Origin of the sequence: Streptomyces virginiae (assembly GCF_041432505.1) — a bacterium.
Taxonomy (GTDB): Bacteria; Actinomycetota; Actinomycetes; order Streptomycetales; family Streptomycetaceae; genus Streptomyces; species Streptomyces virginiae_A.
This window is the reverse complement of record NZ_CP107871.1, coordinates 8,294,047-8,320,035: the sequence shown is the minus strand read 5'-3', so window position 1 is coordinate 8,320,035 and position 25,989 is coordinate 8,294,047. Positions and strand designations below refer to the sequence as shown.

At 72.1% G+C, this 25,989-nt stretch carries 25 protein-coding genes; 9 read left to right on the top strand and 16 right to left on the bottom strand.

Annotated features, from left to right (window positions below; all coding sequences use genetic code 11):
* Nucleotides 1-35: 35 nt before the first annotated feature.
* The 3 genes from OG624_RS38390 to OG624_RS38380 form a co-directional block, all read right to left on the bottom strand.
* Nucleotides 36-905, bottom strand: coding sequence for an RNA polymerase sigma-70 factor (locus tag OG624_RS38390; RefSeq protein ID WP_033217128.1), 870 nt, complete (start codon nt 903-905; stop codon nt 36-38).
* Nucleotides 906-997: 92 nt separating this feature from the next.
* Complete coding sequence (locus tag OG624_RS38385) at nt 998-2,389, bottom strand: glutamate decarboxylase (RefSeq protein WP_033216465.1); 1,392 nt, start codon at nt 2,387-2,389, stop codon at nt 998-1,000.
* A 228-nt stretch (nt 2,390-2,617) separates the two neighbouring features.
* Nucleotides 2,618-3,223 carry a DUF6234 family protein gene (locus tag OG624_RS38380; RefSeq protein WP_371640527.1) on the bottom strand — a complete coding sequence of 202 codons (606 nt, stop codon included), beginning with the start codon at nt 3,221-3,223 and terminating at the stop codon, nt 2,618-2,620.
* Nucleotides 3,224-3,402: 179 nt separating this feature from the next.
* Here OG624_RS38380 and melC1 point away from each other — a divergent pair, with 179 nt between their 5' ends.
* Together melC1 and melC2 are read left to right on the top strand one after the other, a co-directional pair.
* Nucleotides 3,403-3,789 (top strand): apotyrosinase chaperone MelC1, encoded by a 387-nt coding sequence (gene melC1 / locus OG624_RS38375; protein ID WP_033216463.1) that lies wholly within the window; start codon nt 3,403-3,405, stop codon nt 3,787-3,789.
* Entirely contained in the window at nt 3,786-4,631 is an 846-nt protein-coding gene (melC2, locus tag OG624_RS38370) for a tyrosinase MelC2 (protein ID WP_371640526.1), read from the top strand. The genes melC1 and melC2 overlap by 4 nt, the downstream gene beginning before the upstream one ends.
* Here the strand turns inward: melC2 and OG624_RS38365 are convergent.
* Together OG624_RS38365 and OG624_RS38360 are read right to left on the bottom strand one after the other, a co-directional pair.
* Nucleotides 4,589-5,290 (bottom strand): response regulator, encoded by a 702-nt coding sequence (locus OG624_RS38365; RefSeq protein WP_033216459.1) that lies wholly within the window; start codon nt 5,288-5,290, stop codon nt 4,589-4,591. The genes melC2 and OG624_RS38365 overlap by 43 nt on opposite strands.
* Nucleotides 5,287-6,885, bottom strand: coding sequence for a sensor histidine kinase (locus tag OG624_RS38360; RefSeq protein WP_442759664.1), 1,599 nt, complete (start codon nt 6,883-6,885; stop codon nt 5,287-5,289). Before OG624_RS38360 ends, OG624_RS38365 begins: the two co-directional genes overlap by 4 nt.
* A gap of 156 nt (nt 6,886-7,041) precedes the next feature.
* On the opposite strand from OG624_RS38360, the gene OG624_RS38355 reads away from it, so the two are divergent.
* Both OG624_RS38355 and OG624_RS38350 read left to right on the top strand, forming a co-directional pair.
* Nucleotides 7,042-8,439 carry a cation:dicarboxylate symporter family transporter gene (locus OG624_RS38355; protein WP_371640524.1) on the top strand — a complete coding sequence of 466 codons (1,398 nt, stop codon included), beginning with the start codon at nt 7,042-7,044 and terminating at the stop codon, nt 8,437-8,439.
* 264 nt (nt 8,440-8,703) lie between these two features.
* On the top strand, nt 8,704-10,476 hold the full coding sequence (locus tag OG624_RS38350) for a S8 family peptidase (protein WP_326749962.1): 1,773 nt from the start codon (nt 8,704-8,706) through the stop codon (nt 10,474-10,476).
* A 16-nt stretch (nt 10,477-10,492) separates the two neighbouring features.
* Here the strand turns inward: OG624_RS38350 and OG624_RS38345 are convergent, their stop codons facing one another.
* The 3 genes from OG624_RS38345 to OG624_RS38335 all read right to left on the bottom strand — a co-directional run bounded on the left by OG624_RS38345 (nt 10,493) and on the right by OG624_RS38335 (nt 13,111).
* Nucleotides 10,493-11,887 (bottom strand): alpha/beta hydrolase family protein, encoded by a 1,395-nt coding sequence (locus OG624_RS38345; RefSeq protein WP_371640523.1) that lies wholly within the window; start codon nt 11,885-11,887, stop codon nt 10,493-10,495.
* A gap of 96 nt (nt 11,888-11,983) precedes the next feature.
* On the bottom strand, nt 11,984-12,667 hold the full coding sequence (locus OG624_RS38340; RefSeq protein WP_371589530.1) for a (2Fe-2S)-binding protein: 684 nt from the start codon (nt 12,665-12,667) through the stop codon (nt 11,984-11,986).
* Between the two features lie 33 nt (nt 12,668-12,700).
* The gene (locus OG624_RS38335; protein WP_371640522.1) at nt 12,701-13,111 is read right to left on the bottom strand and encodes a VOC family protein; all 411 of its coding nucleotides are present in this window, start codon (nt 13,109-13,111) and stop codon (nt 12,701-12,703) included.
* Between the two features lie 545 nt (nt 13,112-13,656).
* Between OG624_RS38335 and OG624_RS38330 the strand changes: the two genes are divergently transcribed.
* Nucleotides 13,657-14,343: a GNAT family N-acetyltransferase gene (locus OG624_RS38330; protein WP_371640521.1), complete on the top strand. Its 687-nt coding sequence runs from the start codon at nt 13,657-13,659 to the stop codon at nt 14,341-14,343.
* A gap of 55 nt (nt 14,344-14,398) precedes the next feature.
* Here the strand turns inward: OG624_RS38330 and OG624_RS38325 are convergent, their stop codons facing one another.
* Entirely contained in the window at nt 14,399-15,427 is a 1,029-nt protein-coding gene (locus OG624_RS38325; RefSeq protein WP_371640520.1) for a TolB family protein, read from the bottom strand.
* 265 nt (nt 15,428-15,692) lie between these two features.
* Between OG624_RS38325 and OG624_RS38320 the strand changes: the two genes are divergently transcribed.
* The gene (locus tag OG624_RS38320; RefSeq protein ID WP_371640519.1) at nt 15,693-16,973 is read left to right on the top strand and encodes an alpha/beta hydrolase; all 1,281 of its coding nucleotides are present in this window, start codon (nt 15,693-15,695) and stop codon (nt 16,971-16,973) included.
* On the opposite strand, the gene OG624_RS38315 is transcribed toward OG624_RS38320, so the two are convergent.
* On the bottom strand, nt 16,951-18,426 hold the full coding sequence (locus tag OG624_RS38315; RefSeq protein WP_371640518.1) for a carboxylesterase/lipase family protein: 1,476 nt from the start codon (nt 18,424-18,426) through the stop codon (nt 16,951-16,953). The two genes, OG624_RS38320 and OG624_RS38315, sit on opposite strands and share 23 nt — an antisense overlap.
* A 154-nt stretch (nt 18,427-18,580) precedes the next feature.
* On the opposite strand from OG624_RS38315, the gene OG624_RS38310 reads away from it, so the two are divergent.
* Complete coding sequence (locus tag OG624_RS38310; protein ID WP_158711762.1) at nt 18,581-18,877, top strand: hypothetical protein; 297 nt, start codon at nt 18,581-18,583, stop codon at nt 18,875-18,877.
* 97 nt (nt 18,878-18,974) lie between these two features.
* Nucleotides 18,975-19,262 (top strand): chaplin, encoded by a 288-nt coding sequence (locus tag OG624_RS38305; RefSeq protein ID WP_030761160.1) that lies wholly within the window; start codon nt 18,975-18,977, stop codon nt 19,260-19,262.
* A gap of 115 nt (nt 19,263-19,377) precedes the next feature.
* On the opposite strand, the gene OG624_RS38300 is transcribed toward OG624_RS38305, so the two are convergent.
* The 6 genes from OG624_RS38300 to OG624_RS38275 all read right to left on the bottom strand — a co-directional run bounded on the left by OG624_RS38300 (nt 19,378) and on the right by OG624_RS38275 (nt 24,640).
* Entirely contained in the window at nt 19,378-20,241 is an 864-nt protein-coding gene (locus OG624_RS38300) for a tyrosinase family protein (RefSeq protein ID WP_033216443.1), read from the bottom strand.
* Nucleotides 20,242-20,271: 30 nt separating this feature from the next.
* Nucleotides 20,272-20,640 (bottom strand): tyrosinase family oxidase copper chaperone, encoded by a 369-nt coding sequence (locus tag OG624_RS38295; protein ID WP_033216442.1) that lies wholly within the window; start codon nt 20,638-20,640, stop codon nt 20,272-20,274.
* A gap of 59 nt (nt 20,641-20,699) precedes the next feature.
* The gene (locus OG624_RS38290) at nt 20,700-21,239 is read right to left on the bottom strand and encodes a GNAT family N-acetyltransferase (protein ID WP_371640517.1); all 540 of its coding nucleotides are present in this window, start codon (nt 21,237-21,239) and stop codon (nt 20,700-20,702) included.
* Nucleotides 21,240-21,360: 121 nt separating this feature from the next.
* The gene (locus OG624_RS38285) at nt 21,361-22,476 is read right to left on the bottom strand and encodes an acyl-CoA dehydrogenase family protein (protein ID WP_371640516.1); all 1,116 of its coding nucleotides are present in this window, start codon (nt 22,474-22,476) and stop codon (nt 21,361-21,363) included.
* A complete protein-coding gene (locus OG624_RS38280; RefSeq protein WP_371640515.1) occupies nt 22,473-23,666 on the bottom strand; it encodes an acyl-CoA dehydrogenase family protein in 1,194 nt (397 codons plus the stop codon). Before OG624_RS38280 ends, OG624_RS38285 begins: the two co-directional genes overlap by 4 nt.
* Complete coding sequence (locus OG624_RS38275; protein WP_371640514.1) at nt 23,663-24,640, bottom strand: NADPH:quinone oxidoreductase family protein; 978 nt, start codon at nt 24,638-24,640, stop codon at nt 23,663-23,665. The genes OG624_RS38280 and OG624_RS38275 overlap by 4 nt, the downstream gene beginning before the upstream one ends.
* Before the next feature lie 212 nt (nt 24,641-24,852).
* Between OG624_RS38275 and OG624_RS38270 the strand changes: the two genes are divergently transcribed.
* Nucleotides 24,853-25,971 carry a hypothetical protein gene (locus tag OG624_RS38270; protein ID WP_158711761.1) on the top strand — a complete coding sequence of 373 codons (1,119 nt, stop codon included), beginning with the start codon at nt 24,853-24,855 and terminating at the stop codon, nt 25,969-25,971.
* The last annotated feature ends 18 nt before the right edge of the window (nt 25,972-25,989 follow it).

Genomic DNA, 25,989 nt, shown 5'->3' with positions numbered 1-25,989 from the left:
GGTCGCCCGACCCCTGGCGGCGGGGCCTGGACGCCCTAGTCGGTCGGCGCGTCAGGCCGCAGGCCCCGTAGCTTCTCCGGGTTGACGGTGACGCGCAGTGCGGTGATCCGGCCGTCGGCGGCCTCGAAGGTCACGGCGCCGACGGTCGCGCCCTGGTGGACGAGCAGCAGGCCGGGCTCACCGTTGATCTCGGCGAGGTGCATCTCCCCGTCGCGGGCCTCGGCCTTGGCCAGGACGCCGAGCCACCAGCGGGCGACGTGGTCGGCTCCGTGCAGCGGGCGGCGGGCGGCGGTGACGATGCCGCCGCCGTCGGCCCAGGAGACGATGTCCGGGGCGAGGACCGTGAGCACCTCGCCGAGGTCCCCACCGAGGCACGCCCGCCGGAACTTCTCGACGATCTCGCGCTGCTCGGCGGCCTTGGCGGTGAAGCGGGGGCGGCGGGCCCGGACGTGTTCCCGGGCCCGGTGCGCGGACTGCCGGACGCTCGCCTCGGACTTCCCGACGACCTCCGCGATCTCGGTGTGGGAGTACCCGAACACCTCGCGGAGCATGAAGACCGCGCGCTCGGTCGGGCTCAGGGTCTCCAGGACGACCAGGACCGCCATGGAGACCGTGTCGGCCAGTTCGGCCTCCTCGGCGATGTCGGGCGAGGTGAGGAGCGGTTCGGGCAGCCAGGGCCCGACGTACGCCTCGCGAACGACCTGGGCCGACCTGAGCCGGTTGAGGCTCAGATTGGTGACGGTGCGCACCAGGTAGGCCCTGGGGTTCTCGACGGCCGCGTGGTCGGTGCGGTGCCAGGCGAGCCAGGCGTCCTGCACGATGTCCTCGGCGTCGGCGACGCTGCCCAGCATCCGGTAGGCCGTGCCGAACAGCAGTCGCCGGTGTTCCTCGAAATCCTCACTCATGATCACCAAGGTGTCATCCGTCGACCCGCCCGATCAAGGGGGAGGTCCGGATGTCGACCTCACCGCCGACGGCGGGACGGTGGGGCCGACGGTCAGTGGTGGAAGCCGGACCTCGGTTCGGCGGCCGGTACGGGCGGGGGCGTGGCCGTCAGGTGTGCCACGGCCGCGCGCAGGTCGGTGACGAGCAGGGCCATCTGGTCGCGGGTCACGCCGTGCCGGACGAGGACGCGTTGGATGACCGTGTCGTCGCGGTCGGCGGGTAGCGGGTACGAGGGCACCTGCCAGCCGCGCATGCGCAGCCGTTCGGAGAGGTCGTAGAGGCTGAAGGGGGAGGCGTCCGGGTCGGTGAGCTTGTAGGAGACGGCGGGCAGCGCGCCCTGGCCGTCGTAGAGGAGGGTGAAGGGGCCCATGTCGGCGATCTGCCGGGCGAGGTACTGGGCGGTGTCGGCGCAGGCCTCCTGGACGCGCCGGTAGCCGGCCCGGCCCAGGCGCAGGAACAGGTAGTACTGCGCGATGATCTCGCCGCCGGGGCGGGAGAAGTTGAGGGCGAAGGTCGGCATGTCGCCGCCGAGGTAGTCCACCTTGAAGACGAGTTCGGCGGGGAGCAGGTCGGCTGTGCGCCAGATGATCCAGCCGACGCCCAGCGGCGCGAGTCCGTACTTGTGGCCGGAGGTGTTGACCGAGGCGACGCGCTCCAGCCGGAAGTCCCACACCACGTCGGGGTGGAGGAAGGGCGCCACGAACCCGCCGCTCGCGCCGTCCACGTGGATGGGGACGTCCCAGCCGTGCTCGGCCTGGATCCGGTCGAGCTCGGCGGCGATCTCGGCGACGGGCTCGTAGTCGCAGGTGTAGGTGACGCCGAGGATGGCGACGACGCCGATGGTGTTCTCGTCGACGTACTCGGCGAGCTGATGGGCCTGCAGGCCGGTGGCGTCGGCCTCGATCGGGACCTGCCGCAGTTCGACGTCGAAGTAGCGGGCGAACTTCTCCCAGCAGATCTGGACCGGGCCGCACACCAGGTTGGGACGGTCGGTGGGCAGGCCCGCGGCGCGGCGGCGCTCGCGCCAGCGCCATTTGAGGGCGAGTCCGCCGAGCATGGCGGCCTCGCTGGAGCCGGTGGTGGAGCAGCCGGCCGCGGTGGCGCCCGCGGGGGCGTTCCACAGATCGGCGAGGATGTTGACGCAGCGGGACTCGATCTCGGCGGTCTGCGGGTACTCGTCCTTGTCGATCATGTTCTTGTCGAGGCAGACGTTCATCAGGCGATGGACGCCCTCGTCCGACCAGGTGGTGCAGAAGGTGGCCAGGTTCTGGGCCGCGTTGCCGTCCAGGAGCAGCTCGTTGCGGAGCAGCTCGTAGACGACCTCGGTGGGTGAGTGGTCCTCAGGAATCTTGTACTTGGGGAGGATCTGGCCGCTCAGCGAGGACGCGAACACGTCCGTGTCGGCGTCCTGGGCGCGTGCGTCCTTCGTCTCGTGAAGAGCCATATCGCGACTATAGGCGCAGAAGTATCCATTATCGGGCAGGATGACCGGTCACCCCGGACCGACCTCGCGCGGCCGCGCGTGCGTGACGACGGTGGATGCGGCAGCGGCGGTGGCGGTGCGGTCGGTCAGTGACCGGCAGGCGGTTCGCAGCAGCCCCCTTCGAGGTACGAACCGTTGGTCTTCACCTCGTAGTCGGCCCTCTGCACGAAGGCGGTGACACAGGCGTCGTCATGGACGCGGATGCCGGCCAACGCGGTCGGCGTCCCGCCGGGCGTCCTGGGTGCTCGCGGGAGACATCTCACCCGGCATACGGAAGGCGTTGTTCTCGCGATGGCGCGACCCCTCGCCTTCCGGCACCGAGCCGGTCGAGTCGGGATGGGGACGGTCCCAGCTGTGTTGCGCGGCCGTCAGCACGACTCCGGCCAGGATGGCGAGCAGTACCTGCGACAGCACCGTTCGAGGCGCCCGGGACACGAGGGCGAGGAGCGCGACCACGAGGAAGGTCTGAATCCGTGCCATGTGGGCGAGGTCCGCCGTCTCGATCCGCCCCAGGTCCCCCTGGGCCGCCCAGATGTCCAGGCCGTGACCGGACATGGCGTCCCGCACGAGCCATCCCGCCCCGAGTGACAACAAGGGGATGCCGATGGCCAGGTCGGCGGCGCGCGGCGTCCGGCGCGACCGACCAGGGGCCCGTGGCCCGCCGGCCGGCTCGAAGAACGCCGCCCCACGGACCCCCGCGGAGGCACTCCCGAGCCGCGCCGCGGGACCACTCGACACCGCGGGCCCGGTCTGACGCTCTGCTTCCGGCCGACTCTGGAGTGTGATCCCGCACATATCCACCCCCTCGCCCAGAAGAAATTACTGTCGAGTAAGGTCTATCCAGCAGATCTTCCCGTTCCGGCCCCCGAAGCCGCGTCGAACGGGAAGATCATCCAACTTGTTCTACCGGAAACTTATCCGCGCATGTCCGGATACAGGCCAAGCCTCTCCCGAGTCCTGATACCTCTTCGGCCATGAAGAAGATCACTCGCCGTCAGGCCTTGGGGACAACAGCCGGTGCCCTCACCGTGCTTGGCCTGACCGCCGCCGCCGCGGGCGCCACGAGCGCCGCCGCGACTCCCACCGAGCCCACCACCCCGGGCGCGGTCGACGAGGTCTACAAGGGCCGTCGTATCCAGATCACCGCCGGCGGTGGTGGCCACCACGGCGGCCACCACTCGCCCGGTCAGCCCACCGTCCGAATAGACGGCCAGGAACTGCACATCATGCGCAACGCCGACGGCACCTGGATCAGCGTCATCAACCACTACGAGACCTTCGCCGACCCGAAGCTCCTCGCCCGGGCCGCGGTCCGCGATCTCCAGGGCGCCGCCCTCGTTCCCTTCGGAGGTGCGGCATGACCGTACGCAAGAACCAGGCCACGCTGACGCCCGAGGAGAAGCGCGCCTTCGTCTCGGCCCTGCAGGAGCTCAAGCGCACCGGCGTCTACGACCGCTTCGTCACCACCCACAACGGCTTCATCATGAGCGACACCGACTCGGGCGACCGTGTCGGACACCGCTCCCCCTCCTTCCTGCCGTGGCACCGGCGCTTCCTCCTCGAGTTCGAGGAGGCACTGCAGAAAGTGGACGCGAGCGTCGCGCTCCCCTACTGGGACTGGACGGTGGACCGGACCTCCCGCGCCTCCCTCTGGGCTCCCGACTTCCTCGGTGGCACCGGACGGGCCCGTGACGGGCAGGTCATGGACGGCGCCTTCGCGTACTCGACCGGCAAGTGGAACATAAACGTTCGCGTGGACGGGCGTGCCTACCTGCGCCGCGATCTCGGCACGGCCGTCGCTCAGCTGCCGACCAAGGCCGAGGTGGACGCCGAACTCGCCATGTCGGTCTACGACATGGCGCCCTGGAACAGCTCCTCCAACGGTTTCCGCAACAACCTGGAGGGCTGGCGCGGCGCCAACCTGCACAACCGGGTGCACGTGTGGGTCGGCGGGCAGATGTCCACCGGCGTCTCCCCGAACGACCCGGTGTTCTGGATGCACCACGCCTTCATCGACAAGCTGTGGGCCGACTGGCAGGCCAAGCACCCCCAGTCCACGTACCTGCCGGGGGCGGGCACGCAGAACGTCGTCGACCTGAACGACACCATGCGGCCCTGGAACAACGTGACCCCGGCGGACATGCTGGATCACCGGAAGTTCTACACCTTCGACACCGAACCGGTCGCCGCCAACCAGCGGTAGTGCAGTTCGGGGCGGCCGACCTGGCCGTACCGGGGGGTGCGGTCCGCGCGGCCGGTGTCCACCAGGTGTTCCAGGTAGCGACGGGCGGTGATCCGGGAGATGCCCGCCGCCTCGGCCGCCCCCGCCGCGGTCAGGCCCTCGGGCGCCGACCGCAGCAGGGCGGCGACCCGGTCCAGGGTCGGGCCGCTCAGCCCTTTGGGGAGCTCGGCCGGGCGGGGCGCGCGCAGAGCCGCCATCGCCCGGTCGACGTCGTCCTGGCCGACCGCCTCGCCCGCCGTCTGGCGGAACTCGGCGTAGCGCAGGAGCCGTTCGCGCAGGGTGGGGAACGCGAACGGCTTCAGTACGTACTGGACCACTCCGAGCGAGACGCTCTCGCGGACCACGGCCAGGTCCCGCGCGGAGGTCACCACGATCACGTCGACGGGATGCCCGGCGGCACGCAGCCCGCGCGCGAACCGCAGGCCGTGCCCGTCGGGCAGGCCGAGGTCCAGGAGCAGCAGGTCGACGCGGGTCCGCTCCAGGAATCGGGTGGCCTCGGCGAGCGAGTGGACGGCGCCGACGGCGGTGAAGCCGGGCACCCGGCCGATGTAGAGCGCGTGCGCGTCGGCGGCCACCGGATCGTCCTCGACGATCAGCACGCGGACCTCGCCGCCGCTCATCTCGGGTCCCCCGGACCGGCGGGCGCGGATGCGGGCGCGGGCGCCGGTGCGGGCGCGGGCTCCGACGCGATCGGCAGGCGGACCGTGAACTCCGCTCCACCGCCCGGGCCCTGGGCCGCGACCACCGCGCCGCCGTAGCGCTCCGCGACCTGCCGGACCAGCGCCAGGCCGAGACCGCGACCCTCGCCCTTGCCGGACCAGCCCCGGCGGAACACGTCGACCCCCTCGGGCAGCCCGGGTCCGTTGTCCGCGACGCGCAGCAGCAGCTCGTCCGGCTCGGGCCGCAGCGTCACCGCGATCCGGGCCCCCGGTACGGCGGTGAGCGCGTCGACCGCGTTGTCGATGAGATTGCCGAGCACGGTGACCAGGTCCCGGGCCGGCGGCAGTCCGCCCCCTTCGGCGAGGCTGCGGCTGTCGGCGGTGACGACCAGCTCGACGCCCCGCTCGTGCGCCTGGGCGGCCTTGCCCAGCAGCAGCGCCACCAGCACCGGCTCCCCCACCGCGGTGACCACCTCGTCGGTCAGGGCCTGGGCGAGTTCCAGCTCGGCGGTGGCGAAGTCGACCGCCTCGTCCGCGCGGCCGAGTTCGATGAGCGAGACCACGGTGTGCAGCCGGTTCGCGGCCTCGTGGGCCTGGGAGCGCAGCGCTTGGGTGAAGCCCCGTTCATGGTCCAACTCGCCGGTCAGCGCCTGTAGTTCGGTGTGGTCGCGCAGGGTGACCACGGTGCCCCGACGACCGCCGCCGGCGACCGGCGAGCTGTTGACCACCAGCACCCGGTCCGCGGTCAGGTGCACCTCGTCCACCCGGGGCCGGTCCGCGAGCAGGGCCCCGGTGAGCGGGGCCGGCAGACCGAGCTCGGCGACCTTGGTGCCGGTGACCTCGCCCGGCAGGGCCAGCAGTTCGCGCCCGGCGTCGTTGATCAACGTGATCCGGCGCTGCCCGTCGAGCATCAGCAGACCCTCGCGGACCCCGTGCAGGGCCGCCTGGTGGTAGTCGTACATCCGGCTGAGCTCCGCCGCGTTCATGCCATGAGTGTGACGGCGCAGCCTCGCGTTGACGACGTACGTGCCCACGCCGCCGAGGGCCAGCGCGCCGCCCGCGACCCAGGCGAGGGCGGAGAGCTGCGTGGCGAGCCGATCGCTGATGGCGCGGACGGTGATCCCCGCGCTGACCAGGCCGATGATCCGGCCCTCGTCCTCGAGCGGGGTGACCACGCGGATGGACGGGCCGAGGGTGCCGGTGTACGTCTCGCTGAAGGTCTCGCCGCGCAGCGCGGGTGCGGTGTTGCCCATGAACAGCTCGCCGATCCGGCGGGGGTCGGGGTGGGTCCAGCGCCGCCCCTCCGGGGACATGATCGTCACGAAGGCCACCCCGGAGTCCTCCCGGACCCGCTCCGCGTAGGGCTGGAGCAGGGTGGACGGGTCCGTCCCGCCCGCCGCCCCCCGTACGGCCTCGCGTACGGACGGGGAGTCGGCGACCGCGCGGGCCACGGCTCCGGCCTGGCGTCGGGCGGCCTCCTCGGCCTGGCCGCGGGCCGTGGCGTACGCGAAGACGGCGCAGCCCGCGACGACCACGGCGACCAGCAGCACCTGCATGGCGAAGAGCTGGCCGGCGAGGCTGCGCGGGGGGCGGGGGAAGCGGAACATGGCGCTCAGTGTGCCCCGGGTCGTGAACTCAATGAACGTAAGGGTGACCGGGGTCACAGCCCTGGGCGATGGTCTCCCCGAACGTAATCACCACCGGGAGGCATCGTGGCCGCCAGGCGCGACAGAACGCACTATCTCTACATCGCGGTGATCGGCGCGGTGCTGCTCGGCATCGCCGTCGGCTTCGCCGCCCCCGGCGTGGCCGTGGAGCTCAAACCGCTGGGCACCGGCTTCGTCAACCTCATCAAGATGATGATCTCGCCGGTGATCTTCTGCACGATCGTGCTGGGCATCGGGTCCGTGCGCAAGGCCGCCAAGGTGGGCGCCGTGGGCGGACTGGCCCTCGGCTACTTCATGGTCATGTCGACGGTGGCGCTGGCCATCGGCCTGCTGGTCGGCAATCTGCTGGAACCGGGCAGCGGGCTGCACCTGACCGAGGCCGTGCGCAGTGCGGGCGAGGCACAGGCCAAGGCGGGCGGGGCCGAGAGCACGCCGGAGTTCCTGCTCGGGATCATCCCGACCACCCTGGTCTCCGCCTTCACCGGCGGCGAGGTGCTGCAGACGCTGTTGGTGGCGCTGCTGTGCGGGTTCGCGCTGCAGGCCATGGGCACGGCGGGCGAGCCGGTGCTGCGGGGCATCGGACACCTCCAGAAGCTCGTCTTCCGGATCCTCGCGATGATCATGTGGGCGGCGCCGGTGGGCGCCTTCGGGGCCATCGCGGCGGTCGTCGGGGCCACCGGCGTCGACGCGCTGAAGTCCCTCGCCGTGATCATGATCGGCTTCTACACGACCTGCCTGCTGTTCGTGTTCGTGGTCCTCGGCACGCTGCTGCGGGTCTGCACCGGGGTCAGCGTCTTCGCCCTGCTGCGCTATCTGGGCCGGGAGTTCCTGCTGATCCTCTCGACCTCCTCCTCGGAGTCGGCGCTGCCGCGGCTGATCGCGAAGATGGAGCATCTGGGGGTCTCCCGGCCGGTCACCGGGATCACCGTGCCGACGGGCTACTCCTTCAACCTGGACGGGACGGCCATCTATCTGACGATGTCCTCGCTGTTCATCGCCGAGGCGATGGGCAAGCCGCTGGCACTGGGCGAGCAGATCTCGCTCCTGCTGTTCATGATCATCGCCTCGAAGGGTGCGGCCGGGGTGACCGGCGCGGGTCTGGCCACCCTCGCCGGCGGACTTCAGTCGCACCGGCCGGAACTGGTGGACGGCGTCGGCCTCATCGTGGGTATCGACCGGTTCATGAGCGAGGCCCGGGCCCTGACGAACTTCGCCGGCAATGCGGTCGCCACGGTGCTCATCGGAACGTGGACGAAGGAGTTCGACCACGCGCGCGCCACCGAAGTCCTCGCCGGACGACTGCCGTTCGACGAGAGCACGCTGGTGGACGACGGGCACGGTACGCAGGGCGAAGGCGAGCCGACACGGTCCACCGAGCTCGACGGAACCTCTGATTCCGTGCCGCAGCCCTCGGGCAGCCCCAAGGACGGGGTACCGGTCTGACCGGAGCGCCCCCACGGGCCGACCGGGCAGGGCTCGCCCCCACGGTGCCCAGCCCGGTCGGCCGACGCATTCTCCCCAGTTGCACCCATAGTCGGTATTCGGCCACCGATAACCGAACCCCCCGGCTGTAAAAGGTACTTCCGTAACCGGCTGTGTGCATGACATCTTGCGTCCACCACTTGTTTCGTTCGACCCGGCCTGACCACCGGGTCTTCGGAGGACGCATTGATACCCCACATATCCAGCCGACCTCGACGTACCCTCGTGCTGGCCGCCACGCTCGGCGCGGCACTCGCTTTCGGGGCCCCCGCCGCGCTCGCCGGCACCGCCCCCGTCTCGCCCAACGGCTCGTCGGCCCCCGCCCCCGCGGCGGCCCCGAAGGCCGCGGCCCCGACTTCCCAGAGTGCGACCTGGGTTGCCGGTACCCGCGCCTACCTCGTGATCACCGCTCCTGGTGACACCACCGCGGTACGCAACGCCGTCACCGCCAACAACGGCACGGTCTTCCAGTACTACGACGCGATCGGCGTGATCGTCGCCCACTCCGCGTCCGGTTCCTTCGCCACCACCATGCGCGGTGTGAGCGGCGTCCAGCAGGTCGGCGCCACTCGTACCTCGGACGTCCCGGCGGACGCCTACAACCCGGCGCTTCCCGCCAACCCGACGCAGGCCACGACGCCTTCGGGCGAGCCGGTCCGCGCCGACATGACCCAGATCAAGGCCGACCAGGCCTGGGCCGTCACCACCGGTTCCGCCTCCGTCAAGGTCGGCATCCTGGACACCGGTGTCGACGACCAGCACCAGGACCTGGCCCCGAACTTCAACGCGGCGGACTCCGCGTCCTGCGCCTACGGCAAGCCGGACGCCCGTACGGGCGCCTGGCGGGACGTCGGCACCCACGGCACGCACGTGGCCGGTACGGTCGCGGCCGCCAAGAACGGCAAGGGCGTCATCGGCGTGGCCCCGGGCGTGAAGATCTCCTCGGTGCGCATCGCCGAGCCGGGCTCCTCGCTCTTCTTCGCCGAGAACACCGTCTGCGGTTTCATGTGGGCCGGTGACCACGGCTTCAAGGTCACCAACAACAGCTACTACACCGACCCGTGGCAGTTCAACTGCCCGGACAACGCCGACCAGGCCGCGATCATCGAGGGCGTCAAGCGCGCCCAGGAGTACGCGGAGGGCAAGGGCTCGCTGCAGGTCGCTGCGGCCGGCAACTCCAACATCGACCTGGCCAACAAGACGACCGACACCGAGAGCCCGAACGACTCGACGCCGGTCACCCGCACCATCACCAACGCCTGCCTGGACATCCCGACCGAGCTCCCGGGCGTGGTCACGGTCTCGGCGATGGGTACCACCGCGAAGGCCTCGTACTCCAACTACGGCCTGAACGTGGTCGACGTGACCGCCCCCGGCGGCGACTCCGTCGGTATCTACAGCACCCAGCCGGGCGGCAAGTACGGCACCATGAGCGGCACCTCGATGGCGTCCCCGCACGTCGCCGGTGTGGCGGCCCTGCTGGCCAGCACCAACCCGGGCATCACCCCGGCGCAGCTGCGCGACAAGCTGGCCACCCAGGCCAATGACGTCGCCTGCCCGTCGGACAGCCGCTGCAAGGGCACCACGGCGAAGAACGGCTTCTTCGGCGAGGGTCAGGTCGACGCGCTGAAGGCCGTCGGCAGCACCCCGCCGCCCGGCAAGTACTTCGAGAACACCGGTGACGTCGCCATCGGCGACAACACCACCGTGGAGAGCCCGATCACCGTCAGCGGTGTCACCGGCAACGCCCCGGCCACCCTCAAGGTGGGCGTGAACATCGTGCACACCTACATCGGTGACCTCAAGGTCGACCTGGTCGCGCCGGACGGCACCGTCTACACCGTGCACAACCGTGCGGGCGGCAGCACCGACAACATCAACCAGGTCTTCACCGTGAACGCCTCCTCCGAGGTCGCGAACGGCACCTGGAAGCTGCGGGTCAACGACAACGCCGGCGGCGACACCGGCAAGGTCGACTCCTGGAACCTGACCTTCTAGAAGGTCGGACGTTCCGTCAGCGCCGGAGCACGTCGGCGAGCCAGTCGAAGACGACGTCGCAGTGCTGCTGCGGGGCCATCGGGGAGCAGTGCAACTGCGCCCCGGTGGCCTCCGTCATTTTCACGTACTCACGGCGCGTGCGCAGCAGGTCGTACATCTGCTGCGGCTGGCCCGGGTAGAACAGCTCGAAGTCGTAGTCCACGACCAGCGTCGGGGCCTTGATCCGCCCGACCACCGCGGTGATGTCGAGGCCCATGGCCACCTGGGCCGGGGTCCAGATGTCCGTGAGCACGACTCCCTCGCGGGCCTGGCGCAGGGCCTGCCTGTCGAAGATCTCGAACCGCTTCTTGACGGTGAAGGCGAGCTCCGGGGTCAGCTCCGGGACGACCTCCTCGTTCCAGACCCGGTTGGTCTCCTCCTTGTCGGGGGTGACGACGGCGCGCAGCTCTGCGTCGAATCCCAGCCAGGGGCTGACGCAACCGGGCTGGCAGGCCACGGCCGCGAGCCGGTGCTCGAAGGCGGCGGCGCGGGCGACCAGGTTGCCCCCCATGCTGAGGCCGGTGATCGCGATCAGGCCGCTGTCGACGTCCTTGCGTTCCTCCAGCCAGTCGACGATCGGGGAGACGACCTTCTCCCAGCGGGTGGTGAAGGGGATCTCCTCCACGAACAGCAGCTGCCCCTGCCCGGGTCCGTCGTGGACGAGGGCGTTCCAGCCCCGGCCCAGGGCGGCGGCCACGCCGTACGTCCACATGTCCACGTTCTGGCCGTCGCTGCCGTTGGTCAGGATCACGGTGGGGCGCGGTACGGCGGGACCGTCCGGGCGGAAGAACCACACCGGCAGGTGGGTCCGGCCGTACGGAACCTTCGCGCGGACGGCGGCGGGCGAGCACAGCTGGGTGAAGGTGTCCCAGGCCTTGCGCCCGGCCAGGTAGACGGCCTCCTCGTCACCGGGGTGGTCGGTGCCGAGCACGTAGAACAACGACTGCGCGTAGTACTGGGCGGCGCGCAGGGACCGGAAGCGACGGGTCTGCGAAGGGGCCTCGTGGCCGTGCCGGCCGGCGGCCGGGGGTGCGGCGAGCCGGTCCCCCCAGGCGCGGAAGGTGTCGCTGAACGTCTGCTCGGACAGACCGGCCGCGTTGATGGCGTTGACCGCCGTCAGGACCTCGCCCACCTCGGAGGCCCGCATCCCCGCGGCGCCCAGGGCGAGCAGGCCCGCGAAGTTGAAGCCGGGGTCGTCGAAGAGCTTCATCGCCCCGGGGGTGGGGTCCACGGCCTCGGCGGACGGCTTGGGCGCGGCGGCCGCGCTGCGGGCACCACCCCCGACGGCGAGCGCCCCCGCCCCCGCGGCGAGCCCGGTCAGAGCCGCGCGACGGGTGAGTGCGGAAGGCTGCAGCGGTGTACGAGCGGTCATGCAGCGGACCGTACGTCGGGCCCGTGACCGTCCCGGGTCGGCGCGCCCTCCCTTGCTCCGAACGGCCGCGCGCCGGCCGCCCGCCGGCCGGGGCCGTCAGCCCCTCCGCCGCCCCGTGCGCAGCACGCAGTCCCCGCAGAGGCCGCCCCCGGGCACCTGGTAGTAGAGGCAGCAGCTGCGCCGTACGAAGGCCACCCCGAGCCCTTCCTCGTGCAGGAAGGTGCCGGTGCCCCCCAGCGCTCCGCCGTCGGCCAGCAGGGCGCCCGCCAGCTCCACGGCCGCGCCGCCCGGCACCCGGTCGATCAGCACCCGCAACGCCCCGACGAGCCCGGACGCCGCGTTCCCCCGCAGGACCTTCGGCGAGACCCCGAAGCCCTCGCGCAGGCCCGCGTCGAGCACCGCCAGATTCGCCAGGACGTTCTCCCCGAGGGCTTCGGCCGGCAGACCGGGGGCGGGCTCGGGCAGCCACAGCTGGAGCGATCCCGCGTCCGGCAGCCGCCACCACACCCGGTCGGCGGCCAGGTCCGGAATCCGGCCGGACAGCGCCGCGCACCCGAGCCCCAGCGACCAGAGCCGGGAGGCGATCCCGAGCTGCGCGGTCGAGGCGGCCACCCGGCCGGGCCCGGTGCCGATCCGCCGGCCCACCTCGGCCACGTACGGCCCGAGCCGCTCCCCGTACAGCGCGGTGAGCGGGAGGAAACCGGGGCCGGGGGGCTCCGTCCCGAAGGGCACGGTGAAGAAGGGTCCTACGGCGGCCAGTCGCCGCAGTACGTCGTCCATGGGCGGAATGATCTCAGCGACGCGGGAGAGGGGTCAGGCCGGGTCCGGGGTCGCCCCGTCGAGGACCTCCAGGTAGTGCGGGTTGCGCATGATGCCGAGCACATTGCCGAAGGGATCGGTGACGGCGGCCGTGACGAAGCCCCCGTCACCGTGCGCGGTCACCGGCTGGTACTCCTCGGCCCCCAGGTCCAGCAGCCGCTGCCGCACCGCGGGCAGGTCGTCCACCGCCCAGTAGGCCACCGCTCCGCCGGGCTTGTCGGCCGCGCCCGGCGGGGCGTAGCGGCGGTCGACGATGCCCAGCTCCTGCTGGTGGTCGCCGATGCGGAACTCGGCGTACCCGGGGCGCTCGAAGTACGGGGCGATCCCGAGCACCTCGGTGTACCAGTTCTTCGCCGCCTCCAGGTCGTCGGCCCAGAAGTTGATCGTCGCGATCCCTCGCAGCATGAACGTCCTCCTCGACGGACGGAAACCTCGTCCCGACTCTACGGCGGACTCCCCCCGGGAGGGCCGTAGCAGACCCGGGTGGCGCAGTCGTACCTCCCCCGTGATCCCACCGTTCACGGACACACCGCCGACGACCATGTGTTCGATGTCGGGGCGGGTCGGCGCGGCGCCGGGACCGGCCGCGGGATCCGCTCGCCGGGCCTCGCTCGGGGGCACCGGACTTTTTTCACATCACCGCAGGTCAGGCGTGATCGAGCGGCGACAGGTGGTAGCCGGCACGGCCGTCCGGGGGGCCCATGTCGTGCGGTTGAAGGGATGTCCGTGGATCGTGATTACGGGTCCTCCGCGGCGGGGACCCAAGTCCCCGGAAATCAGTGTCGCGCCATTGCCAAATTGGGGGTTCAAGAGAGGACTTCGAGGAGCTACATTGAGCCACTCGCGTTCACCTGACAGCCGGTTGCCTTTCACTCGTGTTTTGCACGGGGGGCGACGTCATGGACGCAGACTGTGCAACCACCCCACCGCCCAGAAGGACCGAAGGCTCCGTGCCCGTACCCGTACACCTCGCGGGCCGCACCGTGCGGCTCGAGCCCCTCGCCCCCCACCACACCGAGGCTCTGGCCGTGGCCGGGGCCGAGGATCGTACGACTTACGCCTTCACTCCCGTGCCCCACGGGGTGCAGGCGTCACACGAGTACATCGAACGCGCCCTCGCCGATCAGGCCGCGGGTCGATCGCTCCCGTTCGCGGTGGTCAGAGCCACCGACGGGCGGGTCGTCGGTTCGACCCGGTTCCTGGAACTCGACTACTGGCAGGGGCCTCTGATCTGGCCCGCCGTGCCCGGAGTCCCGTTCGGCGATCCGGCGACGGCGATCCCCGATGCCGCCGAGATCGGCAATACCTGGCTGTCCCCGGGCGCCCAGGGAACCGGCATCAACACCGAGGCGAAGCTGCTCATGCTCCGCCATGCCTTCGAGACCTGGGGGGTACGGCGCATCTCGCTGCGCGCTGACGCGCGCAACGGCCGTTCGAGAGCCGCGATGGAACGGCTGGGCTTCACCTGCGAGGGGGTCCGCCGGGCCCATTCTCGGGGTCTGGACGGTGCCGTCCGCAGTACGGCCTTCTACTCGATCCTCGACGAGGAGTGGCCGGCCGTCCGGTCGATCGTCGAGCTGAGGCTGTCGGCGGGTGCGCAGCGCAAGCGGCGCCGCAAGACGCTCATCCCCGCGTAACCCGTCGGGCCGGACGGAAGAACGGTCCTGCCTCCCGGCCCTCGCCGCGGCCTCCTCACCCGAGGAAGGCCGGGGCGAGGGCCGAGTCCATGAGCCGGGCGGGGGCGCCGCTCCCGTCGGCCGGTACGGCGTACAGGTCGGCGCCGAAGTCTCCCGGCAGGGCGTAGACGACGGTCCGGTCGTCGCTCCACACCACCTGATCGTCGACGCTGCGCTCCTCGGCGAGCGGGGTCTCGGCGCCGGAGGCCAGGTCCAGGGCGTACAGCCGCCACGGCGCCTCGGCCGGCAGCCCCGGCACGCGCTTCTTGAACACCACCCGGGTGCCGTCCGGGGACAGGGACGGGCACTCGACGTTCTCGCGCAGGGTGGTCACGGTGCGCTCGCCCAGGTCCCCGCGGACCAGGTGGGTCCGGCCGCCGGTGGCCAGCGTCGCGTAGAAGGTCCGCTCGTCGGCGGCGAAGGTGACCCCCCAGAAGTTGACGTCGGCGCTGCGGTACGGCTTGCCGTCCTTCAGGATCGTGAAGTCCTCCAGCGAGGCCTCCAGCCTGCCCGTGCGCAGGTCGAGCACCGAGGTCCGTGTCGAGAAATTCGTACCGGCGTACGAGTCGCCGCCGACGAAGACCGTCCAGGCGGCGAGGTGCCCGCCCGGCGAGACCCGGGCCCGGGTGGGGAGACCGCCCAGCGGGTGGGCGGACACCTCCTTCAGGCCGGCGTCGAGCACGACGGCCCGATAACCCTCCTGAACCCCGCTCCGGTCCGCCTGGAGGCAGATCCCGGTGCCCCCCGCCGCGTGGAAGCGCAGGCAGCTCACCCCGGACGCGGTACGGGGCCCCCGCGGCGCGTCGGTCGCGACCGTGGCGAGCTCGTCCCGGTGCGGTCCCCAGGCCATGGTGCGGAACACGATCCGCCGGCCGCCGTCACCCGCGGCCAGCGAGACGGCGCCCGGGGTGACCGCCGGGCCGCCCACCCGGGCGTGGTCCTTCTCGTCGGCGCGGGAGGAGGCCCGCACGACGGCGAGTACGCCCACGGCCGCGAGCAGGACCACGGCGGTGGCCAGGATCAGGATCCGGCGCTGGAGCGTCATGGGATGACTCCGGGGCGGTGTGGGGTTCCGGGGCGGCGCGGGCGCACCATACCCAGCGGCCGTCGCAAGGGCCAGGCACACGGGCGGGCGGGTTCGTGAACTCCGGCGGGCGCACGGGCACCGGGCAATAGCCTCCCCCAGGGCACCCCAAGAGTAGGGAAAATGCGGAACCCTGACATGCTTTCGTTCATCCTTCGAACGGAAGGACCAGCAGTCAGACCACCCCGCCCCTTCTGGGGCAGCAGCAGCCGGAGAGCCACCGCACATGTCGTACGCACCCGACGGGCAGCAGTACCAGCCGTACCGGCCGGAAGGACAGATACCGCAGCCGCCCCACGGCGACCCGTACGCCCAGCCGTACGGACAGCAGCCGCACCGGCAGCCCCAGGGGCAGCAGGACCGGTACGGGCAGCAGGCGCAGTACGCACCGCAGGACCAGTACGAACAGACGGCGCGCTACGGGCCGCAGGACCTTTTCCCCGAGGAGCCGCCGCGCCGCCGCAAGGGACGCCGCTGGCTCATAGCCGGCGCCTCCGTGCTCGCGCTCGCCGGTATCGCCGCGCTCGTGCTGAACCACTACGAGATACCCCCGTTCACCGACAAGGGCTCGTCGGTGTCCTTCGGGCAGGGGCCCGCGGGTGGTGGCAAGAAGAACGACGCTCCCCCGCCGAACTCCAAGATGCTCATGCCGACCGGGCCGACCGCCGAGTTCAAGAACACGATGACCCTCGCCGACGGCACGCACGTGGCCGTCACCACGCTGGACGGCAAGAAGTCCGGCTTCAAGGGCAAGGTCTGGGTCTGGGCCCCCAAGGAGTACAACGACCCGAAGTTCGCCAAGAGCGGCTTCCCGGTCCTGATCGCCCTCCCGGGCGGCGCCGGTTATCCCAGCAACTACTGGATGGGCACCGACCTCGGTCTCCAGACCAGCGTCAGCAAGTGGTACGCGGAGGGCAAGAGCAAGCCCTTCATCCTGGCCATGCCGGTGCTCAACCCGGGGCCGGACGACAAGGGCGTCTACTGGGACGGCTCCGACATCCCCGGCCAGCCCAAGATGGGCACCTGGCTGACCGAGGACGTCCCGGACCTGATGAAGGCGAACTTCCGCACCGTCAAGTCCCGTGACGGGTGGGCCTTCATGGGCTCCTCCACGGGTGGTTTCGCGGGCCTGAAGGCCGTGCTGAAGCACCCGGACAAGTTCAAGGCCGTGATCGCCTCCGGCCCGGACATCGTCCCGGACTCCTCCCTGTGGAAGGGCCACGACAAGGAGAAGGCCGAGAACAACCCGGAGCTGCTGGCGAAGCACCTCATCGACACCAAGGGGCCCGAGATCTACCTCGCCTTCCAGGTCGGCGACAGCGAGAACAACAAGAAGACGCTGCCCGACGTGCAGAAGTTCGTCGCCACCTACGGCAACAAGGGCCCCATCCACGCCGAGTTGAAGGTCATCAAGGGCGGCCAGCACAACGCCAAGACCTATGTGCCGAACATGGGTGAGGGACCGATCCAGTTCATCAGCAAGGTCATGGAAGGGCCCGTCGAGTAACCACCGACGCGCGCGCACCATCGAGCTCCGGCCCGCCGAACACCTTCGGCGGGCCGTCGCCGTTCCAGGCCGGCCAACCGGGATCGCCCGTCACCGCGAACCGCACCCAGGCCGCGTGCATCTCGTCCGCCAGCGCCTGCGGGGTGTCGGGTCCGGCCAGCCAGGCGGACTCCGGCGCCGCGAGCGTGTCGAACACGAAGCCCAGCTCCAAGGCGTGACAGGCACCCAGGCCCGGAAGCCCGGAGGGCCAGGCGAACTCGTACAGGAAGCTCGGCGCCGCCCGCCGGGCCCCGGCGAGCCGGCGCAGCGGATCGCGCAGCAGCCGGTCGGTGAGCAGTTGTCCGGCGAGTTCGGCGGGACCGGCGGCGGGCAGCGTGGCGCGCAGCGCCCGTACGGCGGCCCGGTCCTTGCCGGAGCGGGCGCGGGCGAGCGCGACGGCGAGCGGGCCCAGCCGGTCCAGCAGCCGCATCCCGCCGGTGGGGGCGAGCCACAGCCGGTACTCGTCTCGGGTCCAGCCCAGGAGCAGCGGTACCTCGTCGGAGGCTGCCGCGGCGCACAGGATGTCGAGGGGGTCGGCCGGGATCGTGTCCGGGTCGGTGACCAGCCCGAAGGCGGGTCCGCCGACGAGCGGGCCGGATCGGCGCAGGACGGCCGCCTGGGCGGCGAGCAGGTCGGGCAGGGAGGTGGCCGTGAAGGCGGCGGCGGTGGCGTCGACCTTGAGCAGCGAGGCCATCCGGCGGACCATGGCACGGACCTTGGGGCGCGCCACGACCTCGGGGGCCCCGCTCTGCAGGACGGCGCGGGCGAAGAGCCCGGCCGCGCGCGGGGCGGCCAGGAGGGCGCCGATGCTGATGGCGCCGGCGGACTCGCCGAAGACGGTGATCCGGTCGGGGTCCCCGCCGAAGGCCGTGATGTTCTCGCGCACCCAGGCGAGGGCGGCGATCTGGTCCAGCAGGCCGCGGTTGGCGGGGGCGTCGGGGAAGAGGCCGTAGCCGAGGACCCCGAGCCGGAAGTTGCAGGAGACGAGCACGACCCCGTCGCGGGCGAAGGCGGAGCCGTCGTAGACGGGGACGGCCGAGGAGCCGCGGGTGTGGGCGCCGCCGTGGATCCAGACCATGACGGGCAGCCGGGCACCGGGGGCCGGGTCCGGGGTCCACACGTTCACGTTCAGGCAGTCGTCCCCGGCCACCACCGGGTCGGGCAGCAGGGCCGCGAAGGTGTCCGGGTAGGGCACCTTGGGCGCGGTGGGCCCGTAGGCGCCGCAGTCCCGCACGCCGTCCCAGGCGGCCGGGGGCGCGGGCGCCGCGAAGCGCAGGGCGCCGACGGGCGGGGCCGCGTACGGGATGCCCAGGAAGACCGCGGTCCCACGGGGGCCGGTCCGGCCCTCGACGACGCCGGCCGTGGTCCTGACCCGCGGTCGGTGGCTGCCGGCGGGCGCGTCCTCTGCGCTCATCTCGTCCTCCTGCGCTGACGATGCCGGTGGCGGTGCCCGTGCGACGGTCCCGCCGTGGCACCGTCGCACAGCCGTCCAACGGGTGACAAGGCGTGTCCGGGTCCGGGCCCGCCCCGGTTGGACGGGCATGCGATTCCTGCGTATCCACCATGCCGTGCCCGTCCTGCTTCTGGCCGGCGCAACGCTCCTGGCCGGTCCGGCGCGGGCCGCCGCCGGGTCCGACTTCCAGTACGTCGGCCAGGACGACCGGGTCCACGGCCTCACCGCCCCCCGGGGGTGCGTCGAGGCGGAGGGCGGCGGCGCTCGGGCCGTCACCAACGGGACCGGGAGCTCGGCGACCCTCTACGAGCGACCCGGGTGTTCGGGGCGGGTCCTGCGGGTCCTGCGGCCCGGTGAGGTCGGCCAGGTGCGGCCGTACTTCGCCTCCGTCCGGTTTTCCGTCACCGGGTAGGCGCATCGGCCGTGACCCCTCGGCCGCCCCCGCGTTGTATGCCATGTCAAATGCCACAGATTCTGTGGCGCCCCAGATATCTCATGAGGAGATCTTGATGTCGCGTATCGCGAAGGCATTCGCCATCACCGCTGTCACCGGTAGCGCCGTGGTCGCCGGTGCGGGTCTGGCTGTCGCCGATGCCGGAGCGCACGGTGCGGCGGTCGGCTCCCCCGGTGTCCTGTCGGGCAACCTGCTCCAGGTTCCGGTGCACGTCCCGGTCAACGTCTGCGGCAACACCGTGAACGTGATCGCCCTGCTGAACCCGGCGTTCGGCAACACCTGCGTCAACGCCTCCGGCGGCGGCGCCGACCACCACACCGAGGGTGGCGACTACGGCCACTGATGGCCTGATCGGCTGATCCGCTGATCCGCTGATCCGCCGATCGACGGAAGGGCCCCCGCCACCCGGCGGGGGCCCTTTCCCGTGTCCGCTGCGCGCGCACGCGCCGCACGCCACGTCATTCGTAGCGGTACAGGCCCTGGTGGCCGGACATCTCGCGCGGGGTGACGTTCCACGGCGGCATCGGCTCGTCGAGGGCGATCACCCGGCCGCGCTGGAGGTCGCCGACGGCGAGCGGGGCGGCGGGCAGGTAGCCGGAGCCGGGGTGCCGCTGCTGCCAGCGGTCCCAGATCAGGTCGACGAAGGCGTGGTGCAGCCAGAACGCCGGGTCGTTGGGCGCCGTACCTCCCGTCATGTGACCGCCGATCCACTGGTGGACCTTGTTGTGGTTGCGCCAGCGCTCGCTCCTGGGGGCCGACCAGCCTTCCAGCTTGTTGCGGAAGCCGCCCGCGGTGGCCGTGGAGTCCCAGGGGGAGACGTCGTAGGTCGGATCGTCGATCGCCCACCGGAGCTCGGCCGCGGTGGGCAGGGTGATCGGGTTCTGCGGCCGGCCGAGGTTGCGGGTGAGGAACGCGGACTCGGTGATGCCCACGGTCACCGTCCAGTTGCCCGCGTCGTAGGCGAACGGCCCGGTCATCACCTTGCGGTCGCTCGCGCGGCCGGTGCCGCCGAGGAAGTCGTCGGCCCAGAGGGAGGAGACCGGGCTGGTGTCGGTGGTCCAATCCCAGTACGGGACGCTCACGCCGGGGTCGATCTCCTGCAACTGCCGTTCGAACTCCAGCAGATACCGCCGGTGCCACGGGAAGAAGGACGGGGACATGTGCCCGACGCGCAGCTTGCGGGCGCGGTCGGGCACGAAGTACTTGTCGTGGGTGCGTACCAGGGCGTCGTAGGCGCCGTTGCGCTTGAGCTCCAGCACCGCCGCGGTGAACCGCTTCTTCTGGGTGCTGGTGAGGTTCTTCTGGTTCTGCCGAATGTGCAACGCGGGGCTCCTCCCGTTCCCGTGGGTCAGTCAGCCGTGGTGCGGGGCCGCGAAGGCGAGCTGGGCGGTGCCCAGTTCGTCGACGGCGGCCCGGGCCACTTCCAGTGGCGTGGAATAGGACTGGAAGTGGTTGATCCCGCTGAGGTAACTGCCGTCGGCCCGGCGCATGACGTGCAGCGGGCGGCCGTCGATCCGGACCCCGGCGACGTCGACGGCGATGTGCCGGCCGCGGTAGGTCTCCTCCTCGGCCAGCGGAGCCGGGGTGACGGTCTGCCGGGGGCGCCGGGCGCGCAGTACGGGGGCCAGCGCCGCGGCCGTACCGGCGAGCACGGCCGCGGTGAAGGCCGTACGGAGAACGGCGCGGCGGGTCAGTGGTGCGGCGGGCGATGCTGCGGACATACGGACTCCCTCGCTCGGTGGCCGGCGGCTACGGGTCTAACGCCGCGCGGCGGGCGAGGTCACCGGTGGGCGCGCCCGAGCTGCTTGTAGAACAGGGTCGTGGGGTGGAGCCGGCCCTCCGGGTCGGTGGCGTAGTCGGGGATGGTGCCGGCCTCCGTCCAGCCCGCGGAGCGGTAGACGCGTTCGGCCCCGCTGCCGGTCTCGGTGTCCAGGAAGAGCAGCACCACCCCGGCGCGGGCGGCGGCCGACTCGGCCTCGACGAGCAGGGCGCGGGCGGTGCCCCGACCGCGGGCGGCCGGGTGGACCATGAGTTTGCGCAGTTCGGCGCGGTGGCGGCCGTTCGCCTTGGTCTCCCGGTACCAGCTGACGGTGCCGTCGATCCGGCCGTCGTCACCGGTGCGGGAGACCCACAGGGCGAGGGAGCCGTCCTCGACGGCGGGCAGCAGGGAGTCCCACCAGGCGGCGGCGCCGTGCCGGTCCAGCCCGGCGAGGAAGCCGAGGGAGGAGCCGCCGTCGACCACGGAGAGGAGCAGGGCGGCGAGTTCGTCGCGGTGGGCGCGCAGCGCGGTGGCGGAGAGCGCGGTGATGGTGGCCGTCATGGGGCGAGGATAGGGACCGGCCGGTGGCCCACCGCCGGCGGGGCGGTGGGTCGCGGCCGTCGTGCGGCGCTGCCGTGGCGCCCCGGCCGGCCCGGTGTCGGGCCTGCCGGGGCGCCACGGCTCACGGTGCGGGCAGTTCCGCGAAGTCCGCGACCAGACCCCGGTGGTGGCCCGCCGTGCCCAGGGCCAGGGAGTCGGCCTTGGCCCGCTTGAGGTAGAGGTGGGCCGGGTGTTCCCAGGTCATGCCGATGCCGCCGTGCAGCTGTACGCACTCCTCGGCGGCCCGGACGGCCACGCCCGAGCAGTAGGCCTGGGCCACGGCGACCGTCAGCGGGGCGTCGGGGGCCGAGGTGGCGAGGGCGTCGGCCGCGGCACGCGCCGCCGCACGCGCGGAGGCCACGTCGAGCCAGAGCCGGGCGAGGCGGTGCTTGAGGGCCTGGAAGGAGCCGACGGGGCGGTTGAACTGGTGGCGGCCCCGGACGTGGCCGACGGTCTCCGTCAGGCACCACTCGGCGATCCCGAGCTGTTCGGAGGCGAGGAGTCCGGCCCCGGAGAGCAGGGCTCCGGCGATGGCCGCCCGGGCCGTTCCCAGGTCGGCCAGGCGGGTGCCCGCGGCCGCTTCCAGCGTGACGGTGGCGAGCGGGCGGGTCAGGTCCAGCGGGACGCTCGGGGCCAGCCGGGCCGCTGCGGCCGGGACGGCGTGGAGCCCGGTGTCGGCGAGGACCAGCAGGACGTCGGCGGCCACCGCGTCCGCCACGGAGGTGACCGTGCCGGTCAGGATCCCGTCGCCGAGGTCCCGGACGGGGGCCGGGAGGGGCGCGCCCGGGGCCAGCGTCAGCGGCACGGCGGGGACGCACACCGTGCTGCCGGAGGCCAACTCCCGCAGCAGCGGGGCGGCTTCCGCGGTGTCGCAGCCGAGCAGGATCTCCGTGGCGAGGACGGCGCTGGTCAGGTAGGGCGCGGGCGCCACGGCCCGGCCCAGCTCCTCCAGGACCACGGCCGCCTCGCGGTGGCTCGCGCCCTGCCCGCCGAGCTTCTCGGGCACGAGGAGCCCGGCCGCGCCGATCCCGGCGGCCAGGGTGTGCCAGAGCGCCGGGTCGTGCGGGCTGCCGGTCTCGGCCCGGTCCAGGACGCTCCTCGCGTCGCTGCGGTCGGTGAGGAGGGCGCGTACGGCGGAGCGGAGCTCCTCCTCGGCCTCGGAGTAGAGCAGGTCGGTCGGTGCCGCCGCGGTGGTCATCGGCTCAGGTCCTTCCAGGCGAGGTCCTTGTCGTCGCGCGGCTCGGGGGGCAGGCCGAGGACGCGTTCGGCGACGATGTTGAGGAGGATTTCGCTGGTGCCGCCCTCGATGCTGTTGCCCTTGGCGCGCAGGTAGCGGTAGCCGGCCTCGCGGCCGGTGAAGTCGACGCCTTCGGGCCGGCGCATGGTCCAGTCGTCGTACAGGAGGCCCTCCTCCGCGAGGAGTTCGACCTCCAGTCCGCTGATCTCCTGGTTGAGCCGGGCGAAGGTGAGCTTCATGCCCGATCCCTCGGGGCCGGGCTGTCCGGCGACGAGCTGCTGACGCAGCCGTTCCCCGGTGAGGCGGGCGACCTCGGCCTCGACCCACAGTTCCAGCAGCCGCTGGTGGAGGGCGTGGGTGCGCAGCTCGGGACGTTCGCGCCAGGCGGCGGCGACGGGGGCGATCATGCCGCCCTCGCGTGGGATGCGCATGCCGCCGATGGAGACCCGTTCGTTCATCAGGGTGGTGCGGGCGACCGCCCAGCCCTCGCCGACGGCGCCGAGGCGGTGGGAGTCGGGGATGCGGACGCCGGTGAGGAAGACCTCGTTGAACTCGGCCTCGCCGGTGATCTGGCGCAGCGGCCGGACCTCGACGCCCGGGGCGTGCATGTCGCAGAGGAAGTAGGTGATGCCCTGGTGCTTGGGGAGCCCGGGGTCGGTGCGGGCGATCAGGATGGCCCAGCGGGCGGTGTGGGCGCTGGAGGTCCACACCTTCTGCCCGTCGACGATCCAGTCGCCGGAGCCGCTCTCGCGGACCGCGCGGGTGCCGAGCGCGGCGAGGTCGGAGCCGGCGCCGGGCTCGCTGAAGAGCTGGCACCAGACCTCCTCACCGGTCCACAGGGGGCGCAGGAAGCTCCGCTTCTGCTCGTCGGTGCCGTAGGCGAGGATCGTGGGGGCGGCCATGCCGAGGCCGATGCCGATGCGGCGCGGGTCGTTGTCGGGGGCGCCGGCGGCTTCCAGTGCGGCGTCGACGACGACCTGGAGGGAGCGGGGCGCGCCGAGGCCGCCGAGGCCCTCGGGGTAGTGGACCCAGGCGAGTCCGGCGTCGAAGCGGGCGCGCAGGAACGCGCCGCGGTCGGTGTCGGCGGGCGGGTGGGCGGCGAGCAGGCCCTGGACGCGGGTGAGCAGGTGCTCCGCGGTGATCACGGTCATCGGGTCACACCCGGCTGCCGGGGCATGGCCAGGACGACGCGGCCGGTGGTGGTCCCGTCGGCGAGGCGCTGTACGGCGTCGGCGACGGCGGGGAGTGCGACGAGTTCGCTGATGAGGGGCTTGATGGCGCCTTCGTCGGCGAGGCGGGTGAGTTCGGTGTGGCAGGCCAGGATCGCGGCCGGGTCCTTGGTCGCGTAGAGGCCCCAGTGGAGGCCGAGGATCGCGTAGTTCTTGACGAGGGCGTGGTTGAGGGCGGGGGTGGGGATGGTGCCGCTCGCGAAGCCGACGACGACGATGCGGCCCTCGAAGGCCACGCACCTGGCGGAGGCGGTGTACGAGTCGCCGCCGACGGGGTCGTAGACCACGTCGGCTCCGCGCCCGCCGGTGAACTCCTTCACGCGGGAGACGACGTCCTCGGTCGTCCGGTCGATCACCAGGTCGCAGCCGAGTTCCTCCGCGGCGGACACCTTGGTCTTGCCGCCTACGACCCCGATGACGGTGGCGCCCGCGGCCTTGCCGAGCTGGACGGCGGCGCTGCCGACGCCACCGGCGGCGGCGTGTACGAGGAGGGTCTCGCCCGGCTGGAGGCGCGCCCGGCGGTGCAGGCCGAACCAGCCGGTCTGGTAGCCGATGTGCAGGGCGGCGGCCTGGGCGTCGTTCAGGCTCTCGGGGGCCGGCAGCAGGGCCCGCTCGGAGGCGATCACGTACTCGGCGAAGCCGCCGTGGGGCAGGCTCGGGGTGGCGATGACGCGGCGGCCGTCGTCGGTGAGGCCGCAGATCTCGACGCCGGGGGTGAAGGGCAGCGGCGGGCGGATCTGGTACTGGCCGCGGACGAGCAGCGCGTCGGGGAAGTTGAGGTTCGCCGCGAGCACCTGCAGCCGCACCTCGCCCTCGCCCGGGACCGGTTCGGGAATCTCTTCGAGGCGCAGGGCCTCTCGGGGTTCGCCGGGGGTATGTACTCGCCATGCCTGCATCCGGGGCCTCCAGCCGCCGTCGATGAACCACGCTCCGCGCGCATACTAAGCGGTCGCTTGCCCTTCTGTGAACCGTCGGTCGGGAGGGAGAACCGTCGCGTCCGGTTCAACACGCGTCATTCAGGCCACATCCGTCTCAAGATCAGGCAACATGTGGCGTGCACGTGTCATGACTCAACGGGGAACAGCACCTGTCCAGGGGGGACCACCACATGAGAAGAAGCATGTCCGCGGCCGTCGCCGCCGTCGTTCTGACCGGCCTGATCACCGCCGCCGGCCCGGCCGTGGCGGCCGACGCGAAGTGCACACCGAAGATCCAGGTACTCGGCTCGATCGGCGACGAGTCGTACGCGCGCGACGTGATGCAAAGCCAGGGCGTCTTCGACCTCGGCGCGGGCGACCTCGCCGTCGGCGTCTCGGGCCACAAGCCCGTCTACTGGACCGGCACCACCGTGCACCGGGTCCCGCTGACCGACCCGAACCAGACGGGGCAGGTGCTCGCCGTCAACGCGCACGGCCTGATGGTGGGCGTCCTGCGCGTCTTCGGGGGCACCTCCCCCCTGTTCACGTACCAGGCGGGCGCCGCGTCGATCACCCTGCTGCCGGGCAGTGACGGCTCCTACCTGGAGGCCGACATCAACGACGCCGGATTCGTGGTCTCCCGCGCCGACGGCGGGACCGGCGCCGTCTGGAAGGACGGCCAGAAGGTCCGCGAGCTGCCCGTCCCGGCCGACGCCGGCCCGGAGACCCGGATCACGATGGTCACCGGCATCAACAATCAGGGCGACATCCTGGGCATGGCGACGCAGGACCACGAGGTCCCCGAGACCGGCCAGCACCTGGAGGGCACCCACCCGGTGCTGTGGCCGGGGGACGGCACGGCCGCCCGGCTGCTGGCTCCCGTCGGGAACGACAGCTACGTCCAGGACATCGACGAGAGCCGCCGGGTCGTCGGCTACGACTGGGCCGGACCGTGGCACGAGTACACCCCCGTGATCTGGGAGCCCCCGCTCACCGGGCCTGTCACCTCCCCCGGGGGCCTGAGCTCGCACCCGTACGCCACGTTCGAGGCGATCAGCGCGCACACGAACCTCACCGTCGGCACGGCCAAGTTCCACCCGGAGCAGCTGACCCTGCCGGACCAGGCGCTGCTGCGGTCCGGCTCCGGGCCGGTCAAGGCCCTGCCGCGGCTGGCCGCGGGCGGGGCGAGCATGGCCGACGCGGTCTCGGACACGGACCGGGTCGGCGGGGCGGCCGTGAACGCGAAGGGCAAGCTCAAGCCGGTGATCTGGACCTGCGCAACCAAGCAGGCGTACAACCCGGGCAGCTGAGCCGCCCTTCCGGAGCGT